Consider the following 20,117-nt stretch of genomic DNA (forward strand, 5'->3'; position numbering starts at 1 on the left):
CCTGATTTCCTTTCTTTGGTCTTAACCCAGCCGAAAGGATGCCTCATTCACCCTTCATCTATGCGTATGGACACCAGCGTTATACCGCTGTGCGGTCCTTATGTCGCAAGTCTGAGCGTAGGATGGCCTCATTCGAAAGTCGGGCTTCATATGAGGAGAGATATCTAATGAAGGCACTTTATTTTTCGCTTCTTCTGGCGGGCCTTTCAGGGATGGCCGGGGCCGCTTCAGCTGCCACCTGCGCCAATAGCCGCGCCGTTGAAGCACGTTTGGAAACCAAATTCGGTGAACGTCTGGCCTATGTTGGTCAGGGCCGCGAAAACCACGAGGTTCTGGTCTATGCCTCGGCAAAGACCGGTCGCTGGACCATGATGGTGGCCACGCCCGATGGCTATAGCTGCCTGATTGCAACCGGCCGTGGTGAAGCGTCGCTGGACAAGCGTCTTGGCAAGCGGACAGACGTCGTCTTTCGCTGAACTGGGCAGACTTATGATCGTTTGAGCGAAATGATCGGTCTAAGTGACCGATCACGCTCTTGAGACCTAAGTCAAGGATCGTTACCTTGGCCTTCGTCGCTAGTTCCGTTGCCGCCGCCACCGCCGAGGCCGACGCCGCAATTCCCACTGCCACCGCCGGAATAGCAATGGCCGTTCGCTTTGAGCAGCCACTGGTCAAGGTATTCCTGCCGCGTGTTCGGCTGGGTTTCGCCGGAAAGGCGGGCGATCACTTCCGCGCGAACCTTGATGAACACTTCGGCATCAGCATCGTTTCCGGACGCTCCAACGAAGGTTACCCAATGTGCGTCGAGGGCAAGCCATTCCGAACTTGGGACGCGTGAGTAAGAGTCTGCGATGGCTTCAGCCAGAGGCAGGCGCACGCTTTCCGAGGCGAGCCAGTGATCAAGGCTGATTGCGCCCTGATTATGGTCGAACCGCTCGATTTCGCGGCGCACATTCGACCATGCGTTATTCTCATGGTTGATTTGCGGGACCGCTGGCATTGCCGAGGCTGCCGTCCGGCCCACGATCAGCGTGCCGAAAACGACTTTGGTGAAAATGGTTACGAAAATCTTTTTCATGGCAGCACGATGACCCCCGAGACAGAGAACTCGTTGCTGGACCCAAAGGGTGCAGTGAAGATGATCTCATCGACGCTGATCGGGCTGTTCAGATATGCCGCGACTTCGCCGTTCGACAGATCTGATCCGTTCCGCATCGCCTTGCTGTTCTGGTATAGGTTTTCAAGCGCAAGCGGGCTGCTGGCAAGGCCGGCCACATGATCCTCATTGTGTTCGCCGACCGGGAACAGGACGACGCCGTCAATCATGGAAAGCAGTCGTTGTGTGTCGATCTCGATTGTCGGCAGACCTGCGAACAGATCCTGCTTGTCGGCATCAATGATCCCGTCGCCACCATTCAGCGGACCGACGCGCTGCACCCCGGTGGCAGAGACCAGACGCACGTCATTGTTGCGAATGATCACGCGGTGAAGGAGGTCCCCGTTCTTGGAGAAGACTGCAGGGTCAAGTTCCGCATTAAACGTGCGTGTCGGCAGATCGGCATCTGCATTCACGATCAGCTGTGTTTTCGACACGCCCCCGCGCCGCATGTCCATCTGTCCGATCTCGCCATCGACCCCGGCAGTGGCGGTCGCGTTGTAACGACCGGACTCGCTGACAAACAGATCGCTGAGCCAGGCACCTGAAACACGCTGAGCGTTGGCGAAAGTGACGATCAAGGTCTCGTCAAAATCAATCTCGTCGTTCTGGGCCCCGTCTTGAACCCCGAAACCGTCGACCGGATCCCAATAGATCGTCGCATCAACCGTTGCACCGGTGGCGTCCTCGCGGAAGGCCGCGACGGTAATGCCACTGACCGTGCAAGTCTGTTGTCCAAGACAGCCAGCAAATACGGGGTTGCGGAAATCAGTGACACCCTGCAGGTCGCGGTCAATCGCGGTCCGAGATTGCTGTGCGGAGGCTGCAGAGGCCACCGTCAGCGCCGAAATGGCGCAAATCGAATATATATTAAGTTTGATAAGCATGGCGTTTCATCGCCCTCTTGGTCCAGAAGTGTGGAGAAAAGTAAAACTTTGGTCCTCTACCTATACTTTAGATCTAATTTTAGACGTTGGGCTAGAGAATCTGGAAATTATGGTCAAAATTCAACTAAGGGTTGCGGCAATTTGCCATTGTCGTGCCGCAATTCAACCATTTTTCCGAGTTTTTGCCGCCCGGACGACGGTTTTTAATATGGAAACGATTCGTTTCCGGGTTGCGATTCGCGATTTTTCGCGCCATCTCGTGTTAAAAAAATCATTCTAGATACATACTTTAGGATGTAACCTTAAACCGGATTCCGAACTGGGCGTGGCGGATCCTTTGTCACCGGCTTCCCTATTAAAAAAGCGTTTCCAGCAGGGCAATTTTCCCCACAAAAAGACTTATCATCACCCGCTTTCCGCGAGCGCCCGTGGTGTCACGAGACGGCTTCATCCTTGCACTGGGCGGTCAAAGGTCGGCCGTCAGCAACCTGAACAGACCTTTGGAAAGGTTGCCTGTGGCGGTGCCGGATGCCTTTTCTGTCTTTCTGAATTGGAAGAAAGAAGGGGGGCTGTCTGCCCCCCTAACGCGGTTTGCCGACGGCAAACCGCTGCCCCCCGAGGATATTTTCAGACAGAAAATGGAGCGGTTCTTTTCTGTCCTTAAATATCCCCGCCGGAGGCATATAAGGCTGCGGCGGGGAGGTGGCTTTAGCCGATTTCGGCAAGCCGTGCGAGGGCGGCAGAGAGTTGGGCGGCTTCGCCTTCGCGGGCTTCGAGATTGCTGCGGGCTTCTTCCACCACCTCTTCCGGGGCCGAAGCCGCGAAGTTCGGGTTGTTCAGTCGGCCTTTCAATCCGCCGATTTCCTTGGCCAGCTTGTCGAGTGACTTTTGCAGCCGGGCCTTTTCCTCGGCGATGTCGATGACACCTTCGAGCGGGATGGCGAAACTTGCGCCCTCGGCCGGGACGGTAATCGAGCCTTTCGGGGCGGAATCCGCGCGGGTCAGGCTTTCGATCCGGGCGAGGCGCTTGATCAGCGTCTCATTCCGGTCCCAAGCGCCTTGGGAGGCGTCGTCCATTTGGGTGGCGACGATGTCGAGTTTCAGGCCGACGGGAACATGGACTTGGGCGCGGGCCGAGCGGATCGAGTCGATCAACCCGGTCACCCAGGTCATTTCCTGCATGGCGGCGGCGTCGATCAGGCTGTCCGACAGTTGTGGCCAGTCGGCATGGACGATCATTGAGCCGCGGGTGCCGGTGGTGGCCCAGAGTTCTTCGGTGATGAAGGGCATCATCGGGTGCAGAAGGATCATGCACTGATCCAGCACCCAAGCCATGGTTTCACGGGTTTCCTGCGCCTGATCGCCGTCGAACAGCGGCTTGGCGAATTCGACATACCAGTCGCAGACCTTGCCCCAGACGAATTTGTAAAGCGCGTCAGCGGCGGTGTCGAAGCGGAACTCGGTCAGGGCCGCATCCACCTCGGCCAGCGTCTTTACCGTCTCGCCAATGATCCAGCGGTTCACGGTGGCCTGTGGGGCCGGGGGCTGACTTTGGGTCTTGTGGCCTTCCCACACGCCGTTCATTTCGGCAAAGCGGCAGGCGTTCCAGAGTTTAGTGCCGAAATTGCGGTAGCCGGCGATGCGCGCTGTGTCGAGTTTCAGCACGCCGCCAAGCGAAGCCATGGCTGCGTTGGTGAAGCGCAGGGCATCGGCGCCGTATTCGTCGATGATCTCCAGCGGGTCGATGACGTTGCCGAGAGATTTCGACATCTTCTTGCCCTTGGCGTCGCGGACAAGGCCATGCAGGTAGACGGTGTGGAATGGAATCTCATCCACCACGGCCAACTGCATCATCATCATCCGGGCGACCCAGAAGAACAGGATGTCTGCCCCGGTGATCAGGACCGAGGTGGGGAAATATTTGTTCAGTTCCGGGGTCTGTTCTGGCCAGCCGAGCGTTCCGATGGGCCAGAGGCCCGAGGAGAACCATGTGTCGAGGACGTCGGGGTCGCGCCAGATAGGGTACACTAAATCGTCGGAAGATTTGCTAAAAACAAAGGCACGAACACCTTTTAGGAACGCGTCGTTAGCCTCAGCACGATTCTGAACTTCAATGACCCTCATAGAATTCAAAATATGAGGGTACTGAGTAACTTCATCTCTAACAAATTGTGAGGCGGCCTCTCCCGGTGTCGATGCGCACTTAAATATAGTGTCGACGGTCACTTCGTAGTTGATGTCTGCAGCTACTTCCCGAAGTTGTTCCGCACCGAAGGTGTAGTCTCCGTCTTCGCGTTCCTTTATGCCCTCAAAGTTGAAGCCATACCACACCGGGATCTGGTGGCCCCACCAAAGCTGGCGGCTGATGCACCAAGGTTCGATGTTTTCCAGCCAGTGGTAATAGGTTTTTTCTCCCGAATCCGGGATGATCTTGGTCTTGCCGGTCCGCACGGCCTCCAGCGCCGGTTCCACGATTTTCGCGGTGTCGACGAACCATTGGTCGGTCAACATCGGCTCGATCACCACTTTTGAGCGGTCGCCGAAGGGCTGCATGATCTTTTTCGCCTCGACCAGCGGGACGAGGGCATCGGCGCCTTCGGCATCCGGCTTCAGCGCGGCTTTGCCAAGGCGAGGATCGGTGGCGAGGGTCATCACGGCGAGGCCCTCGGCGGTGATTTCCTCGACCACGCTGCGGCGGGCCTCCATCCGGTCAAGCCCGCGCAGGTGATCGGGGACGAGATTCAGGGCGTCGGCTTCGCTCTCGGTCAGCGTTTTCTCGCCGCGCGAGACGGCGCCAGCGATGGCGGCGGCCTGATCATAGGGGGCGCCATCGGCGCGCATCTGGGCGCGGGTGTCCATCAGGCGGTAGCAGGGGATATTGCCGCGCTTGGCCACGCCGTAATCGTTGAAGTCATGCGCGCCGGTGATCTTGACTGCGCCCGAGCCGAAATTGGGGTCGGGGTATTCATCGACGATGATCGGGATCAGGCGGCGGTGCTCTTTCGGCCCCACCGGAATTTCGCAGAGTTGGCCCACGATGGGGGCATAGCGTTCGTCTGACGGATGCACGGCAACCGCGCCGTCGCCCAGCATGGTTTCGGGCCGTGTGGTGGCGATCGAGATGTAATCGCGCGTCTCGCGCAGGGTCACATTCCCTTCGGCATCCTTTTCGACATATTCATAGGTGGCGCCGCCCGCGAGCGGGTATTTGAAGTGCCACATATGGCCGTCGACCTCGATATTCTCGACCTCAAGATCGGAAATCGCTGTTTCGAAATGGGGATCCCAGTTCACGAGACGCTTGCCGCGGTAGATCAGACCCTTGTTGTACATATCCACAAAGACCTTGATCACGGCGTCGTGGAAGTTGGGGCCATTTCCGATATCCGGGTCACCTTGGGCGCCGCCCATGGTGAAGGCCTCACGGTCCCAGTCGCAGGAGGCGCCGAGGCGCTTCAACTGGCCGATGATGGTGCCGCGGGATTTGACTTTCTGCTGCCAGACGCGGTCGAGGAACTTTTCGCGCCCCATTTCACGGCGGGTGGGTTCGCCGTTCTTGGCCATTTCGCGTTCGGTCACCATTTGGGTCGCGATTCCCGCGTGGTCGGTACCGGGCTGCCAAAGAGTGTCGTCGCCCTTCATCCGGTGCCAGCGGGTCAGGATGTCTTGCAGCGTGTTGTTGAAGGCGTGGCCCATATGCAGGCTGCCGGTGACGTTTGGCGGGGGGATGACAATGGAGAAGCTTGGTGCACCGGGTTTAGCATGGGCACCAGCGGCGAAAGCTTTGGTGTCGAGCCATTGCTGCGAGATGCGGGCTTCGGCCTCGGCGGCGTTGAAGTTCTTTTCCATCGGCATGGTCGGGATCCCTTTATTCATCGAGCGAGGGAATAGCCAATCGGCGCGGCGAGGGAAAGACTTGTCGAAGCCGTGGGAACATGGGCCGATATCGGATCAGCCTAGTTGAGCAGCTTCGGGGCGGGCCGAGAACGCGTCATATTTCGAGCTTTTACTATTCGATGGGGGTAGTGGCCTACGACTGGGGCGTAGAGCTGGCAGAGACCGAACATTTGCAGATCAATCCGCAAGTCGGGAAGTGTCTGGACATTTGGTATGATTCCGAGCGGTCGGAAACCGCTATGCATGACTTGGGCGACCCGGGCGCGAATGCTTGGCTGCTACTGCAAGCATGGCTGGCTTTCGCCCTGCTTGCCGGGTTTGGTTTCGGTTTGATCCGGGCGGTTCGAGGCTAGGCTCCGCCGACAAGCGAAAAGGTGACGCCTTGGTCGTCTTTGACGGTTGCGACAAAGGCGCCACCTGGAACCGGGTCGGGGCCGCTGAGCAGTGACCCGCCCGCCCTTTCCACCGTCGCGAGTGACTGAGTGGCACTGGCGACGCCGAAGAAGGGGCGCCAATGGGAGGGCGTGTCTGGCTGGAACGGCTCCATAATGCCTCCGAATTCTTGGCCTTGGGCGGCGATGATCCGATAGGGACTATGATCCCCCATCGGGTGCGTGCGCGTTTCGGCCCAGCCCAGCAGATCGCTGTAGAACGCCAGCGCCGCCGCGGGATCGGCGGCTTCAAGTTGGTGCCAACAGCCATGACCTTCCAGCATTGCGGCATAGGCTTTGCCGGAGTCGCCCGCATTGGGTTGCAACATGCCAAAGACCGCGCCCTGCGGGTCGGTCACGATGGCAAAGCGGCCTGTTCCGGGAATGTCGGCCGGGGCTTTATGAACATTTCCACCTAGCGCTGCCACTTTGGCGGCAGCGGCGTCGCAATCATCGACAACAAAATAGACCATCCAGAAACAGGGCATCGCGGATTCGGGGGCGAAAAGTCCGGCCACCATGTCATCGCCACTTTTCGCCAAGGTGTAGTCGAACCCGGGCACACCGGCATCAACAAAAGTCCAACCACAGACCTGACCATAGAATCTTGCGGAGGCTTTAAGATCGGTCGAGGTCAGTTCATACCAGCAGGGCAGACCGTGATTGCTCATAGCGTGGTTCCTTCGACAAGAATGGGCGTGAAACCACCGTGGATCAAACGCCGGCCATCGAAGGGCATGTCAGCCATATCGGCAGGATCCATGTCTGCCAGCATCTTTGCGTAGGCGGTTTGGCGGGTTTCCTTGTTGGGCCAGGTCATCCAGGCAAAGACCACGGTTTCATCCTCAGTCGCGTCAACAGCGCGCAAGAAGTCTGTGTGCTTGCCCGCTGGCACCTCATCGCCCCATGCGACGACCAGCGATGTTGCGCCGCTTTTCTTGAAATATGGCCACCATTTTGCTTCGTGGGCGCGGTAATCTTCACGCCGAGAAGTGGGGACCGGAATGACAAATCCATCAATGTAAGGCATTGGTTACTCCTATCACTTGTTTGGGCAGGCTGGCAGGTGTAGTTATAAAAAGCAACTATAAGTTAGAAAAAGTGACCAAATCTAAACGCAGCTATGATGAAGGGTGCATCGCCGCCCATGCCCTAGACCTGATCGGGGACCGCTGGGCTTTGCTGATCGTGCGCGAGTTGATGCTTGGCCCGCGACGGTTCAATGCACTTCGCGAGGGGCTGCCCGGGATAAGCGCAAATGTTCTAACGGTTCGACTGGGAGAGTTGGAGGCTACTGGGGTCATCCTGCGTGAGGAATTGCCTGCGCCCGTTGCGATTACCGTTTACGGATTGACGGCCGCCGGGGAAGCGCTTTGGCCGGTGATTAAAGCCTTGTGCATATGGGGAGCCAGACAAGAGGGACATGACCCGACCTTGTTCATCAGCCCGACGGCGCTGATGCTGTCGATGCGGGCAATGTGCGCCCGCGATAGAGCCAAAGACCATGTTGTGAATGTACTTGCTGCGGACGAGCCATTTTCGATCAGAACGAAAGAGGGCCACTACGCAGTGCGGCGCGGCATGGACGGGGCGGCGCATCTGACATTTGAGGGCGGCACCAATGCACTGGCCTCCGCGATCTATGGGCGTGTGCCGTTGGCGCAGACGGCGCAAGGCCTGATCGGATTCGAAGGGGACCTTGGGGAAGGGCAGGACTTTGTCGACCTGTTCTCGCTGCGGGTCTAGACCGCACGGTCGATCTTTGTCGAAAGGTGGATCAGGCTTTCCGAGGAGTGCACACCCGTCATCGCGCCGATCTGATCCAGCACTTGGTCCAGAACCTGCGTGTTTGGGCAGGCGATCTGCAAAAGCAAATCGACGCGGCCCGAGGTAGTGAAGACGCGCTCGATCTCGGAAATTGCCTTTAATCTTTGCACGACAGCGGCCTGAGTGCGGGGCTCGATTGTCAGCATAACCGTTGCCCGAAGGCGGTTTGGGTCGGCACCTTCGCCCAGTTTCAAGGTGTAGCCCGCGATGGTTCCATTCACTTCCAACCGTTCAAGGCGCGTCTGAACGGTGGAACGCGCAACCTTTAGTCGCCGCGCCAGAGTCGCCAACGATAGGCGGGCATCGGCGCGCAAAAGGGCTATAATGTTTCTATCGAGATCATCCATGAAATTTGACCGGTGTTTTCGTCATTATAACGGGGTTTCGCTACAAATATACAGTTTTGTTCGGTGAAAATGTGCCCCATATGGCGCATGCTGATTGCAGGAAAAGGGCGGCTCATACGCACCTGGCCTGGTTCAAAGAAACCACGCTGGTGCCCGGCCCCGTTGCATGCAACGGCAAGGGACTTGCGTCTTATTGGCAGGGAAGGAAACGCCGATGGGACTCTCCAAAACGATCTGGACCAATCCGACCGAGTATCTGCGCGTCCAGCAGCCAGACAACCCAGTGTTGTTCTTTGCGCCGACTGCCGTGCAGGCTGCCGCTCGCCGTTTCATTGACGGTTTTCCGGGCATGGTGACCTATGCAGTCAAGTCAAACCCGACCGAAGCCGTTATTGAAAACCTCGCCGCCGCAGGTGTGCGCGGTTATGACTGTGCCAGCGGTTTCGAGATCGACCTGATCCGCCGCTTGGCCCCCGATGCCGCCATTCACTACAACAACCCGGTGCGCGCGCGCCACGAAATCGCCTATGCTGTTGAGCGTGGGGTGAAGTCCTACAGCGTTGATTCCGCTTCGGAACTGGCCAAACTGGTGGAACTGGTCCCTTCGGAAGGGACCGAGATTTCGGTGCGCTTCAAATTGCCGGTGGCAGGTGCCGCCTATAACTTTGGCGCGAAGTTCGGTGCGACGGCCGAGCTGGCAACCGATCTGCTGAAGACCGTGGCAGAGGCTGGTTTCATTCCGTCGATCACCTTCCACCCCGGTACGCAATGCACGGACCCCCATGCTTGGGAATCATACATTCGTGAGGCTGCTGAGATCGCCAAGCGTGCAGGTGTCAGTATTGCCCGACTGAACGTGGGTGGTGGCTTTCCGAACCATCGTCTGAACGGTGTTGTTCCCCAGCTGGAAGAAACCTTCCAGTTGATTGACCGCGTCGCGACCGAAGCCTTTGGCGAAAACCGTCCGCTGCTGATCTGCGAGCCGGGTCGTGCGATGTGTGGCGACGCCTTTACGCTGGCTGCAAAGGTCAAGTCGGTGCGCGATGGCGAACATGTCTTTCTGAACGACGGTGTCTATGGATCGCTGGCAGAGCTGCCGCTGATCGGTGTGATCGACCGGATGGAAGTTCTGTCGCCCGAGGGCGAGCAGCGCATGGGTGAGACCGTGCCACGCATCGTCTTTGGCCCGACCTGCGATTCGGTTGACCGTCTGCCGGGCGACATCCCGCTTCCGGGCGACATTGCCGAGGGTGATTACATCATCGTTCACGGCATGGGCGCCTATTCTGTGGTGACCAACTCGCGCTTTAACGGCTTTGGCGAATTGCAGCTGGCGACGGTGCTTTCGCAAAAGATCTGACCGAAACGGCTTTTAAGGACGCCCCCGGCTGGACAAACCCAGCCGGGGGCGTAGTTTTTCCTGCGGACAGGCAGGGAGAACGAGATGGTGGAAGCGGCGAAATTCGGTAAAGCACAACCTGCTGGGCGGTTGGAAGATCGGCGTTTCCTGACCGGGCAGGGCAGGTATGTTGATGACATCGCGCCCGCAGGTGCTTTGTATGCCTATTTTCTGCGTTCAAATCAGGCGCATGGTCGGATTACAGCCCTTGATTTGGATGCTGCCCGAGAGATGCCAGGCGTGCGTCTTGTGCTGGATGCGGCGGGTTTGGAGGGCTTGGGTGTCACGCTGGGTATGCGAGGCGCGGTCCTGACCAATCGTGATGGCTTCAAGGGGGCCGCGCCGGAACGCCCGGTTTTGGCGAGAGGTATTGTGCGCCACGTCGGAGAAGCGGTCGCCGTCATCGTCGCCGAGACCATGGCGCAGGCGCTGGATGCGGCTGAGGCGATCTGGCTGGAAATCGAGGATGAGCCGGTTTCGCTGGCGCTCAAACCGGGAGGCCCGACCATCCATCCCGAGGCGCCGGGAAATCTGGCTTACGACTGGGGCATAGGCAATGAGCCAGCGGCGGAGGCGGCTTTTGCGTCGGCGGTTCATGTCGTTACGCTTGAAGTGGTGCACAACCGGGTTATCGTGAACCCGATGGAGCCGCGTGGCTGTTATGCCGAGTGGGACGGGGCGCGGTTGCACCTTTGCGTGAACGGGCAGGGAGTATGGAACCAGCGCAATGAAACCGCGCGAATGTTGGGCCTGCCGCGTGAGGCCATCCGGGTGACAAACCCCGATGTCGGCGGGGGGTTTGGCATGAAGGCCATGACTTACCCGGAATATATCGTCGTCGCAGCGGCTGCACTGACCTTGGGCCAAGCCGTCCGCTGGACCGCAGGGCGCACCGAGTCAATGCTGACCGACAATGCGGGGCGCGATCTGGTTGCGCTGGCGGAACTTGCTTTGGATGCCGGTCACAGGATCACCGGATATCGCGTTAACCTTGTCTCCAACCTTGGCGCCTACAACTCGCAATTCGCCCAGCCCATTCAGTCGGAGCTTTTTTCCAAGGTGTTGACCGGAACCTATGACATCCAGGCGGCTTATATGCGGGCAGTGGGGGTTTATACCAACACCGCGCCTGTGGACGCCTATCGGGGCGCTGGGCGGCCGGAGGCGATTTTAACCCTGGAAAGGGTGATGGATGAAGCTGCGCGGGTGCTTGGCCTAGATCCGTTTGAGTTCCGGGAAAAGAACGTGATCCGCACCTTCCCTTATCGGACAGTCGTCGGGGAAGTGATTGATGTAGGAGACTTCCCGCGCATTCTTTCGGTTGCGAAAGCACGCGGAGATGTTGCCGGCTTTGCCGCGCGCAAGGCGGAAAGTGCCTCGCGGGGTAAGTTGCGGGGCTTGGGGGTCGCCACCTATATCGAATGTATTCTGGGCGATCCGAGTGAAACGGCCCGTCTGGTTCTAGAGCCGGAGGGGGCCTCGACCCTTTATGTTGGTACCCAATCTAACGGGCAGGGCCATGAGACGGTCTATGCGCGTATGGTGGCAGATCAAACGGGACTGGACCCGGAAAAGGTGCGCGTCGTGCAGGGCGACTCTGACGCCATTCCAACTGGTGGGGGAACGGGCGGTTCGCGGTCAGTCACCGTGCAGGGCACGGCAATGAAAGCGACGATCAACGCATTATTGACAAGTTTTGCCGCATTTTTGACTGAGGAGTGGGATATTCCGGAAGTGACCTTTGATGGGCAGTCGTTTGGTGGGACCGGCACAAACAAGCGAATGACGCTGGCCGAAGCTGCCGATCTTGCCCGGACGAAGGGAAGACAGGATTTGTTGGATACGAGCCGTCAAATCACCTTGGAGGGGCGTAGTTTCCCCAACGGCGCGCATCTCGCAGAAATTGAAATTGATCCAGAGACGGGAAGTCTGGTTCTGGATCGTTATACGGTGGTCGACGATTTCGGGGTGCTGATAGCCCCTGAACTAGCGATCGGGCAGGTGCATGGAGGCGTGGTGCAGGGGTTTGGTCAGGCAGTCACGGAGAACGCGGTTCATGACGCGGCAGGGCAGTTGCTCACGGCGAGTTTCATGGACTATGCGATGCCGCGGGCCGATGATCTGCCAATGATCGATATTGGCTTTGAACCTGTTCCGTCCGTTGCAAACCCGCTGGGCATGAAAGGCTGTGGCGAGGCCGGAACCGTTGGTGCTCTTGGTGCCGTGTCAAATGCCGTTCGGGATGCCTTGGCCGAGGCCGGGGTGAAAAAGGTGGACATGCCCTTCACGCCGTCGCGCGTCTGGCACTGGCTGATGGAGGCCCAAAACGGCACTGATTGACCGCATAAGCCGATGGATTCGCCGCCATCCAGTGGTGGCGACCCAAGGGTCTGCACCCGACGCAAAGACACGGGGCTCGGTCGATTTGATTGTAATTCTGGATGGGACGATGTCGACCCTTGAGCCGGGGTTGGAGACGAATGCTGGCCTAACCTTCAGGCTGTTGTCGGGGGAGGGACCGGGGCCGGGGCGGCGCGTCTATTATGAGCCGGGCCTGCAATGGGAAGGCTGGAAGCGCTGGGTCGATGTCGCCATTGGGCGCGGCATAAACCGCCAGATCCGGCGGGCTTACGGATGGCTGGCAAGCCGCTATCGGCCCGGAGATCGGATTTTCCTTTTTGGTTATTCACGCGGGGCCTATGCTGTCCGGTCCTTGGCGGGCGTGATCGACCGGATTGGTTTGCTGAAGGCCGAAGAGGCAACAGAGCGCAATGTGACCATGGCTTATCGGCACTATCAGCTTGGTCCGGCAACACGGTCGGCACAAATATTCGCGCAAAACCACTGCCATGACGAATGCCCGATCGAGATGGTCGGCGTTTGGGACACGGTCAAGGCGCTTGGGTGGAGGCTGCCGGGACTTTGGGTTTTGACCGACAACGCACATGATTTCCATAATCACCATCTGGGCCCGTCGATCCGGCATGGGTTTCATGCTTTGGCGCATGACGAAACCCGCGCGGTGTTTGAACCTGTTCTCTGGGATTGTCCGGAGGGGTGGGAAGGTAATGTCGAGCAAGTTTGGTTCCGAGGCGCCCATGCGGATGTGGGCGGCCAGATCGGTGCCTGCATTGAGGCTCGGCCCCTTTCAAACATTCCCTTGGTCTGGATGTTGGAGCGTGCTGAAGCCTGCGGGCTGACGCTGCCGGAAAACTGGCGGATGCTTTTCCCATGCGACGCGACCGCGCCAATGGTTGGCACATGGCGATCTTGGGGGAAGCTTTTCCTGCTGCGTCGCCGCAGGTGGGTGGGAGTGGACCGAAGCGAGAAGCTTCACCCCTCGGTCGAAGCGCCAAAGACATGGCGTTCAGTGTTGACTTCAACCTTGCGCGCGGGGCGTCTTCGTCGTTCAGTCTAGGTTCCGATAGAGGAGGGACCTATGAGCCGGAGCGTGACTGTTGCAGCTACCCAGTTTTCCTGTTCATGGGACTTGGAAGCAAACCTTGATGCAGCCGAAAGGGTGATCCGAGAGGCAGCAGGCAGGGGCGCTCAGATGATCCTTGTGCAAGAGCTATTTGCAACACCCTATTTCTGCATCACACAGCGTTCAGAGTATTTCCGCTATGCAATGCCGGTCGACGGCAATCCGATTATCGCACGGTTTTCCGATCTGGCGCGCGTATTGGGTGTCGTGCTGCCATGCTCGTTCTTTGAAAAGGCTGGGCAGGCACATTTCAATTCAGTCGCGATGATTGATGCAGGTGGAAGAAACTTGGGCCTTTATCGCAAGAGCCATATTCCCCAAGGGCCGGGTTACGAGGAAAAGTATTATTTCTCGCCCGGCGATACGGGGTTCAAAGTTTGGGAAACGGCCTTTGGTCGTATCGGGCTTGGCATCTGCTGGGATCAATGGTTTCCCGAAGCAGCGCGGGCTATGGCGCTGCAGGGGGCAGAGATGCTGCTTTATCCGACCGCCATCGGATCAGAGCCGCCAGCGCCGGGATATGACAGCCAACCGCATTGGGAGATGGTGATGCGGGGACATGCTGCCGCCAATATCATGCCGGTTATTGCGTCAAACCGGATCGGCCGTGAAACCGCGCCTGAGGGGACGGAAGTAACCTTCTACGGGTCAAGTTTCATTACCGATCATCAAGGGCAGCTTTTGGCGAAGGCACGCCGTGAGGCTGAAGATGTGCTGACGGCCAAAATTGACTTGGACGCGGTGGCCGAACTGCGTGCAACTTGGGGACTTTTTCGGGATCGTCGAGTTGACCTTTATGGGGCTGTTGGCACGTTGGATGGCCGTTTCTGACATAACCAACTATCGCAAATGAAAAAGGCGGCCCCGGGGGACCGCCTTTTTTATTTTGGGTGTTAGATCAGCGGTGGCGCACGTCTACGTATTTGCGCTGCTTCTCACCAACGTAAAGCTGACGCGGGCGGCCGATCTTCTGGTTCTTTTCGCCGATCATTTCTTTCCACTGCGAGATCCAGCCGACAGTCCGCGACAGCGCGAAGATCGGGGTGAACATCGAGGTGGGGAAGCCCATGGCATCAAGAATGATGCCTGAGTAGAAGTCCACGTTCGGGTAAAGTTTCTTCGAAACGAAGTAGTCGTCTTCCAGAGCAATGCGCTCCAGTTCCTTGGCAACTTGCAGCGTCGGATTGTTTTCGATGCCCAGAAGGCCCAACACTTCGTCGGCCGATTCCTTCATGACCTTGGCGCGCGGGTCAAAGTTCTTGTAGACCCGGTGGCCAAAGCCCATCAGGCGGAACGGATCGTTCTTGTCCTTTGCGCGGGCAACATATTCCGGGATACGGTCAACCGAGCCGATTTCGCGCAGCATTTCAAGGCAAGCCTGGTTTGCGCCACCATGTGCAGGTCCCCAAAGGCAAGCGATGCCAGCGGCGATACATGCAAAAGGATTGGCGCCCGAAGACCCGGCCAGACGTACGGTCGAGGTCGATGCGTTCTGCTCGTGGTCGGCATGCAGCATCATGATCCGATCCATCGCTTTTTCGAGGATCGGGTTAACTACATAGTCTTCAGCCGGAACCGAGAAGCACATGTGCAGGAAGTTGCCCGCATAGCTGTGCGCGTTCTTCGGATAAACGAAGGGCTGACCAATCGAATACTTGTAGGCCATGGCCGCAATGGTCGGCAGCTTGGCAATCATGCGGATCGCCGACACTTCACGGTGCCACGGGTCATTGATGTCCAACGAGTCGTGGTAGAAGGCCGACATCGCACCGACAACGCCCACCATCGTCGCCATCGGATGGCTGTCACGGCGGAACCCACGGAAGAAGTTGTGCATCTGTTCATGCACCATCGTGTGACGTGTCACGCGACCTTCGAAATCGTTCATTTGCGCCGCAGTCGGAAGTTCGCCGTAAAGAAGCAAATAGCAAACTTCGAGGAAGTGCGAGTGTTCCGCAAGCTGCTCGATGGGGTAACCGCGGTGCAGCAGTTCGCCCTTGTCGCCGTCTATATAGGTGATGGCGCTTTCGCACGCAGCGGTAGAGGTGAAACCGGGGTCAAAGGTAAAGACGTCGGCTTCGGCATAGAGTTTGCGGATGTCTAGAACATCCGGTCCGAGGGTCGGCGAGTGAACGGGAAGATCATAGCTCTTTCCATCCAGCGTCAGGGTTGCAGTCTTTGTCGTCTCGGCCATCTCTCACTTCCCTCTATGCGGTCCCGTGGAACCTTTGTTGGTTAGTCTTTCCCGCATCGGTGCGGTAAAGACAGGAGTCAGCATGCGGTCGGCGCAGGCGGTCAGGCCGCCGCATCCGAGAGCCGCGCAATCGTTTCGTCCTGACCGATGACCAGCATCATGTCAAAGACGCTTGGGGTCGCAGTGCGTCCGGCAAGCGCCGCCCGCAAAGGAGCGGCCAGCTTTCCGAATCCGATCCCGTGGGCCGCGGCGATCTCGTTCAGGATGGGCTCTAGCACCTCTTTCGTCCAGCTAGCATTTCGCAGGCGCGGCGTCAATTCATTCAGTATACCACGGGATACCGAGTCAAGATTCTTTGCCGCGGCCTCGTCAGCCAAGACTGGCCGTGAAATCAGAGCAAAGTGAGCCTTATCAATCAGTTCTGGGAAAGTCTTCGCTCGATCCTTGACGCAATATAATGCACGCGACAGGAGGTCGCGCTGTTTCCCGGTCAGCGCAGGAAGATCAGCCGCAGCCAAGTAAGCCTCTAGTTCATGCAGCAGTGCAGCATCATCGGCGTGAGAGATATGCCAGCCGCAGGTTGATTCCAGCTTTTTGAAATCAAGCCGAGCCGGGCTGCGGCCGATCCCCTCAAGACTGAACATTTTCATGGCCTCTTCACTTGTGAAGAGTTCGGCATCACCATGGCCCCAGCCGAGGCGGGTCAGATAGTTCCGCATGCCCGCGGCTGGAAATCCCTGAATCTGATAATCGCCAACTGCAGTCGCACCATGCCTTTTGGACAACTTTTTCCCATCCGGCCCATGAATAAGTGGGATATGCGCCCAAACAGGAATGTCCCAGCCCATGGCTTGATAGACCATGCTTTGGCGAGCGGCGTTGTTCAGATGGTCATCGCCGCGAATGACATGGGTCACGCCCATATCGTGATCGTCGACGACGACGGCCAGCATATAGGTAGGGGTACCATCAGAGCGTAGGACGATCATGTCATCCAATTGATCGTTGCGGAAGGTTACCTTTCCCTGAACAGAATCTTCGATGACGGTTTCACCCTCCCTCGGTGCCTTCATCCGAATGACATAAGGCGCATTCGGGTGGGAGGCAGGGTCCACATCGCGCCAAGGGCTTTGAAAGACCGCGTAACTCACACCTTTGGCCTCCTGCTCTGCGCGGAAATTGGCAATCTCTTCGGTAGTGGAAAAACACTTGTAGGCGGTTCCGCGCGCCAACATTTCGTGGGCGACTTCGGCATGGCGATCTTTGCGGGCGAATTGGCTGACCGCGTCACCATCCCAATCCAGCCCTAGCCATTTCAAGCCTTGTAGAATGGCGGCAGTCGCCTCAGGCGTAGACCGTTCCTGGTCGGTATCTTCGATACGAAGCAAGAATTTGCCACCACGCCCACGGGCAAACAACCAATTGAAAAGGGCCGTCCGAGCGCCGCCGATGTGCAGATAGCCAGTCGGTGAGGGGGCAAAGCGGGTGACGATCTGGGACATGACGGTCATTAACCTTTCGGAAACCATGGCTAGAGATGCTTGGACGCGGTTCTAGGGCTTGGAAGGGCGGGAAACAAGGTGCCGGTCTGGTCTACCGCGTCGATGGGCAATTGGGCCTTTGGAGTGCTCAGGGCACTTTCAGGCGCAAGGGACGCGCTTTTCTTGTGGTCTCCGCTGATTATCGGGTCCGCAATTGCCCTATGGTTTTCTTTGCCCGATGAGCCCGGATTGCAGACCTATGCTGTTGCCGCCATCAGCGCGCTGATCGGAATAATTGCTATTCTGCGAGGGCCGGACCTTCAGTTTCCCTTTGCCATGATCGTGCTTTCGATAGCGATTGGTTGGCTGGCTTGTGGCGTAAGGGTTCTGTCTGTCGCCAGCCCGATTATGGAGTTTCGATACTATGGTCCCGTTACGGGCCGCGTGGTGGAAATCGACCGCAGCCAGACAGATGCGCTACGGGTGACTTTGGACCGCGTTTGGATGGATCGCGTGCGCCCTGAAAAAATGCCAGTGCGTGTGCGCGTCTCTTTGCGCGCCAAGGAAGAAGGCCACAAGCCGAAACCCGGAGAGGTCGTGATGCTGACTGCACATCTTTCCGCTCCGCAAGGGCCGGCAGAACCCGATGCCTTCGACTTTCGCAGGATGGCCTTCTTTGACCAATTGGGGGCCGTCGGCTACAGCACCGTCCCTGTTATGCTTTGGCAGCATGCCGAGGGCGGGGAATTACCCATCGACCGGCTTCGAAGCTATTTATCAGGGGCGATGTTGGCGGCAATGCCAAGCCAAGCGGGTGCTTTCGCGACGGGGGCGATGACGGGGGACCGTTCCGCCATTGCGCAAGAGACCGTTCAAGACCTGCGCGACTCGTCCCTCGCGCATCTGTTGGCGATTTCGGGAATGAACCTTGCCTTTCTAATTGGGTTTGTTTTTGCGTTCTTGCGCTATGGAATTGCCCTTGTCCCTTGGCTGGCCCTCCGCGTGAATAGCAAGAAGGTTGCGGCAATTGCCTCCCTGGGTGTTGCGGCCTTCTATCTCGCCTTGTCGGGGGCCAATGTTGCGACTGAGCGCGCTTTTATTATGGTTAGCGTGATGCTGGGCGCGGTCTTGCTGGACAGAAAAGCCCTTACCCTGCGATCTGTCGCCATTGCGGGTATCATCCTTCTGATCTGGAAGCCGGAATCGCTTCTTGAGCCGGGCTTTCAGATGTCCTTTGCCGCCACGATCGCCCTGATTGCAGGTTTTCGCGAAGTTGATCGACTGGTCGTCGTGGGACGGATGCCAAAGTGGATGCGGCCGGTCTTTACGTTAGTGCTTTCCAGCCTGATCGGTGGCTTCGCGACAGCGCCCTATGCGGCAGCGCACTTCAATCGGTTTACGGATTACGGGCTGATCGCGAATATCCTCACGGTGCCAATAATGGGCAGCATTGTGATGCCAGCCGGGGCCATTGCAGCGCTGTTGGCCCCGTTTGGCTTGGCTGCGATTCCTCTTTGGGCAATGGAACAAGGATCGCGCTGGATACTTTGGGCCGCGCATTGGGTGGCAAGTTGGGAAGGGGCCGTGACGGCTATTCCAGCGCCACCCGCGGGTGTTCTCTCCCTTATCACCCTCGCAGGCGCGGCTGCTATACTCTGCTCTGGATGGTGGCGTGGCGCAGCGCTGGTGCCTTTGCTTATTGCGGTGGGTATTTGGGCGACGGGTTCAAGGCCAGATGTGTTGATTTCGTCAGATGGGGTGCTTGTGGGGGTGCTTGGCACCGATGGGCGAGCGCTTTCGGTGACGCGGGCAGGTAGGTTTTCGGCCAAAAGTTGGCTGGAAAACGATGGCGACCTCGCAACACAGGCGGAAGCCTCTGGAAGAACTGCAATGCAAGGCCCGGAAGGTGCGCGCATCTTCGAACTTGGGCCTTTGCGCGGCGCGGCATTAAAGGGCAGGGGGGCTGTCGACGCGCTAGCGTCCATTTGCGACAATGTTGATTTGGCCGTCATCGCAGCCGAGGTTTCCGCTCCGTCGACCGGATGCCTGGTTCTGGACCAGACCAAACTGGCTGAAACCGGGGCTCTGGCGCTCTATCTCACCGCGGAAGGTGTGACAGTGGTGGCAACCTCAGACCGCCAGAGAATATGGTCAAGGCCCGGCACAGGAAAGGCCGGGCCAGAAATTACAGTTGCACTGAAATCGGCAGCCCGTCGGCTAGACCGCCGTTTGGCACTGGAAAACGGGGATCAATAGCTTCGGATTAGGCCAACAAGCCGGCCTTGCACCTTTACGAGATGATCTGGAAAGACGCGTGTTTCATAGACCGGGTTTGCAGCCTCAAGCGCGATCATACCACCTTTCCGTCGGAAGTATTTCAGCGTGGCCTCGTTATCTTCGACAATCGCAACGACGATGTCACCGTTTTCGGCCGTAACCTGTTCGCGGATCACGACAATATCACCGTCGTTGATGCCAGCTTCGATCATCGAGTCGCCTTTGACCTCCAGCGCATAATGGGCGCCGCGCCCAGACAGCATGGAGCCCGGTACTGCCACATGGTGACTGATTTCCGAAATAGCCTCAATCGGAACACCAGCCGCAATGCGCCCCATGACCGGAAGTTCCAGTGCGTGAACCGCTTCAATCGGCATGGCACCACGAGGCGGTGCAGGAGGAGCAGCTGGTTTAGTCCCTTCAATGACCCGAGGCGAGAAGCCCGACTTTTCCATCGCATCCGGCAACTTGATGATTTCTAGCGCACGGGCACGATGGGCCAATCGACGGATGAAGCCGCGTTCTTCCAAAGCGGTGATCAATCGGTGAATCCCGGATTTAGAGCGCAAATCGAGCGCATCTTTCATTTCATCAAAAGACGGCGGCACGCCATCGCGTTCCATCCGCTGTTTGATGAAATCCAAAAGTTCCAGCTGTTTGCGTGTCAGCATTCCGGCACCCCAAGCCATACATGTTGACGCTATGTTCTGCCCGTGTTCCTGTTTTGTGTCAACAAG

Annotated in this window: 18 protein-coding genes; 9 read left to right on the forward strand and 9 right to left on the reverse strand. The window is 58.1% G+C overall.

What is annotated here, in order from left to right:
- Positions 1-167: 167 nt before the first annotated feature.
- Positions 168-476 (forward strand): hypothetical protein, encoded by a 309-nt coding sequence (locus ACSBLW_RS01035; protein ID WP_435258400.1) that lies wholly within the window; start codon positions 168-170, stop codon positions 474-476.
- A gap of 71 nt (positions 477-547) precedes the next feature.
- Here the strand turns inward: ACSBLW_RS01035 and ACSBLW_RS01040 are convergent, their stop codons facing one another.
- Entirely contained in the window at positions 548-1,078 is a 531-nt protein-coding gene (locus ACSBLW_RS01040) for a hypothetical protein (RefSeq protein WP_435258401.1), read from the reverse strand.
- On the reverse strand, positions 1,075-2,043 hold the full coding sequence (locus tag ACSBLW_RS01045; RefSeq protein ID WP_435258402.1) for a hypothetical protein: 969 nt from the start codon (positions 2,041-2,043) through the stop codon (positions 1,075-1,077). Before ACSBLW_RS01045 ends, ACSBLW_RS01040 begins: the two co-directional genes overlap by 4 nt.
- On the opposite strand from ACSBLW_RS01045, the gene ACSBLW_RS01050 reads away from it, so the two are divergent.
- Positions 2,042-2,323: a hypothetical protein gene (locus ACSBLW_RS01050; protein WP_435258403.1), complete on the forward strand. Its 282-nt coding sequence runs from the start codon at positions 2,042-2,044 to the stop codon at positions 2,321-2,323. The genes ACSBLW_RS01045 and ACSBLW_RS01050 overlap by 2 nt on opposite strands.
- A 428-nt stretch (positions 2,324-2,751) precedes the next feature.
- Here the strand turns inward: ACSBLW_RS01050 and ACSBLW_RS01055 are convergent, their stop codons facing one another.
- Positions 2,752-5,898 carry a valine--tRNA ligase gene (locus tag ACSBLW_RS01055; RefSeq protein ID WP_435260000.1) on the reverse strand — a complete coding sequence of 1,049 codons (3,147 nt, stop codon included), beginning with the start codon at positions 5,896-5,898 and terminating at the stop codon, positions 2,752-2,754.
- Positions 5,899-5,978: 80 nt separating this feature from the next.
- Between ACSBLW_RS01055 and ACSBLW_RS01060 the strand changes: the two genes are divergently transcribed.
- The gene (locus ACSBLW_RS01060) at positions 5,979-6,293 is read left to right on the forward strand and encodes a hypothetical protein (RefSeq protein ID WP_435258404.1); all 315 of its coding nucleotides are present in this window, start codon (positions 5,979-5,981) and stop codon (positions 6,291-6,293) included.
- Here ACSBLW_RS01060 and ACSBLW_RS01065 read toward each other — a convergent pair.
- Complete coding sequence (locus tag ACSBLW_RS01065) at positions 6,290-7,042, reverse strand: VOC family protein (protein WP_435258405.1); 753 nt, start codon at positions 7,040-7,042, stop codon at positions 6,290-6,292. The two genes, ACSBLW_RS01060 and ACSBLW_RS01065, sit on opposite strands and share 4 nt — an antisense overlap.
- Positions 7,039-7,401 carry a DUF1428 domain-containing protein gene (locus ACSBLW_RS01070; protein ID WP_435258406.1) on the reverse strand — a complete coding sequence of 121 codons (363 nt, stop codon included), beginning with the start codon at positions 7,399-7,401 and terminating at the stop codon, positions 7,039-7,041. The genes ACSBLW_RS01065 and ACSBLW_RS01070 overlap by 4 nt, the downstream gene beginning before the upstream one ends.
- Positions 7,402-7,472: 71 nt before the next feature.
- Between ACSBLW_RS01070 and ACSBLW_RS01075 the strand changes: the two genes are divergently transcribed.
- Entirely contained in the window at positions 7,473-8,117 is a 645-nt protein-coding gene (locus ACSBLW_RS01075; protein WP_435258407.1) for a winged helix-turn-helix transcriptional regulator, read from the forward strand.
- Here ACSBLW_RS01075 and ACSBLW_RS01080 read toward each other — a convergent pair.
- Positions 8,114-8,545 (reverse strand): Lrp/AsnC family transcriptional regulator, encoded by a 432-nt coding sequence (locus ACSBLW_RS01080; protein WP_435258408.1) that lies wholly within the window; start codon positions 8,543-8,545, stop codon positions 8,114-8,116. The genes ACSBLW_RS01075 and ACSBLW_RS01080 overlap by 4 nt on opposite strands.
- Before the next feature lie 214 nt (positions 8,546-8,759).
- Here ACSBLW_RS01080 and ACSBLW_RS01085 point away from each other — a divergent pair, with 214 nt between their 5' ends.
- From ACSBLW_RS01085 to aguB, 4 genes are all read left to right on the forward strand, one after another.
- Positions 8,760-9,905, forward strand: a complete 1,146-nt coding sequence (locus ACSBLW_RS01085; RefSeq protein WP_435258409.1) for a type III PLP-dependent enzyme — start codon at positions 8,760-8,762, stop codon at positions 9,903-9,905.
- Positions 9,906-9,989: 84 nt separating this feature from the next.
- Positions 9,990-12,284: a xanthine dehydrogenase family protein molybdopterin-binding subunit gene (locus ACSBLW_RS01090; RefSeq protein ID WP_435258410.1), complete on the forward strand. Its 2,295-nt coding sequence runs from the start codon at positions 9,990-9,992 to the stop codon at positions 12,282-12,284.
- A complete protein-coding gene (locus ACSBLW_RS01095; protein WP_435260001.1) occupies positions 12,277-13,362 on the forward strand; it encodes a DUF2235 domain-containing protein in 1,086 nt (361 codons plus the stop codon). Before ACSBLW_RS01090 ends, ACSBLW_RS01095 begins: the two co-directional genes overlap by 8 nt.
- A gap of 21 nt (positions 13,363-13,383) precedes the next feature.
- Positions 13,384-14,259 carry an N-carbamoylputrescine amidase gene (gene aguB / locus ACSBLW_RS01100; RefSeq protein ID WP_435258411.1) on the forward strand — a complete coding sequence of 292 codons (876 nt, stop codon included), beginning with the start codon at positions 13,384-13,386 and terminating at the stop codon, positions 14,257-14,259.
- A gap of 67 nt (positions 14,260-14,326) precedes the next feature.
- Here the strand turns inward: aguB and gltA are convergent, their stop codons facing one another.
- Positions 14,327-15,622: a citrate synthase gene (gene gltA, locus ACSBLW_RS01105; RefSeq protein WP_435258412.1), complete on the reverse strand. Its 1,296-nt coding sequence runs from the start codon at positions 15,620-15,622 to the stop codon at positions 14,327-14,329.
- A gap of 101 nt (positions 15,623-15,723) precedes the next feature.
- Positions 15,724-17,124: a glutamate--tRNA ligase gene (gene gltX / locus ACSBLW_RS01110; protein ID WP_435258413.1), complete on the reverse strand. Its 1,401-nt coding sequence runs from the start codon at positions 17,122-17,124 to the stop codon at positions 15,724-15,726.
- Positions 17,125-17,352: 228 nt separating this feature from the next.
- Here gltX and ACSBLW_RS01115 point away from each other — a divergent pair, with 228 nt between their 5' ends.
- A complete protein-coding gene (locus ACSBLW_RS01115; protein WP_435258414.1) occupies positions 17,353-19,359 on the forward strand; it encodes a ComEC/Rec2 family competence protein in 2,007 nt (668 codons plus the stop codon).
- Here ACSBLW_RS01115 and lexA read toward each other — a convergent pair.
- Positions 19,353-20,051, reverse strand: a complete 699-nt coding sequence (gene lexA / locus ACSBLW_RS01120) for a transcriptional repressor LexA (RefSeq protein WP_435258415.1) — start codon at positions 20,049-20,051, stop codon at positions 19,353-19,355. The two genes, ACSBLW_RS01115 and lexA, sit on opposite strands and share 7 nt — an antisense overlap.
- Positions 20,052-20,117 lie beyond the last annotated feature (66 nt).

The sequence above is a fragment of the Thioclava sp. FR2 genome (assembly GCF_051200875.1).
Classification (GTDB): domain Bacteria; phylum Pseudomonadota; class Alphaproteobacteria; order Rhodobacterales; family Rhodobacteraceae; genus Pseudotabrizicola.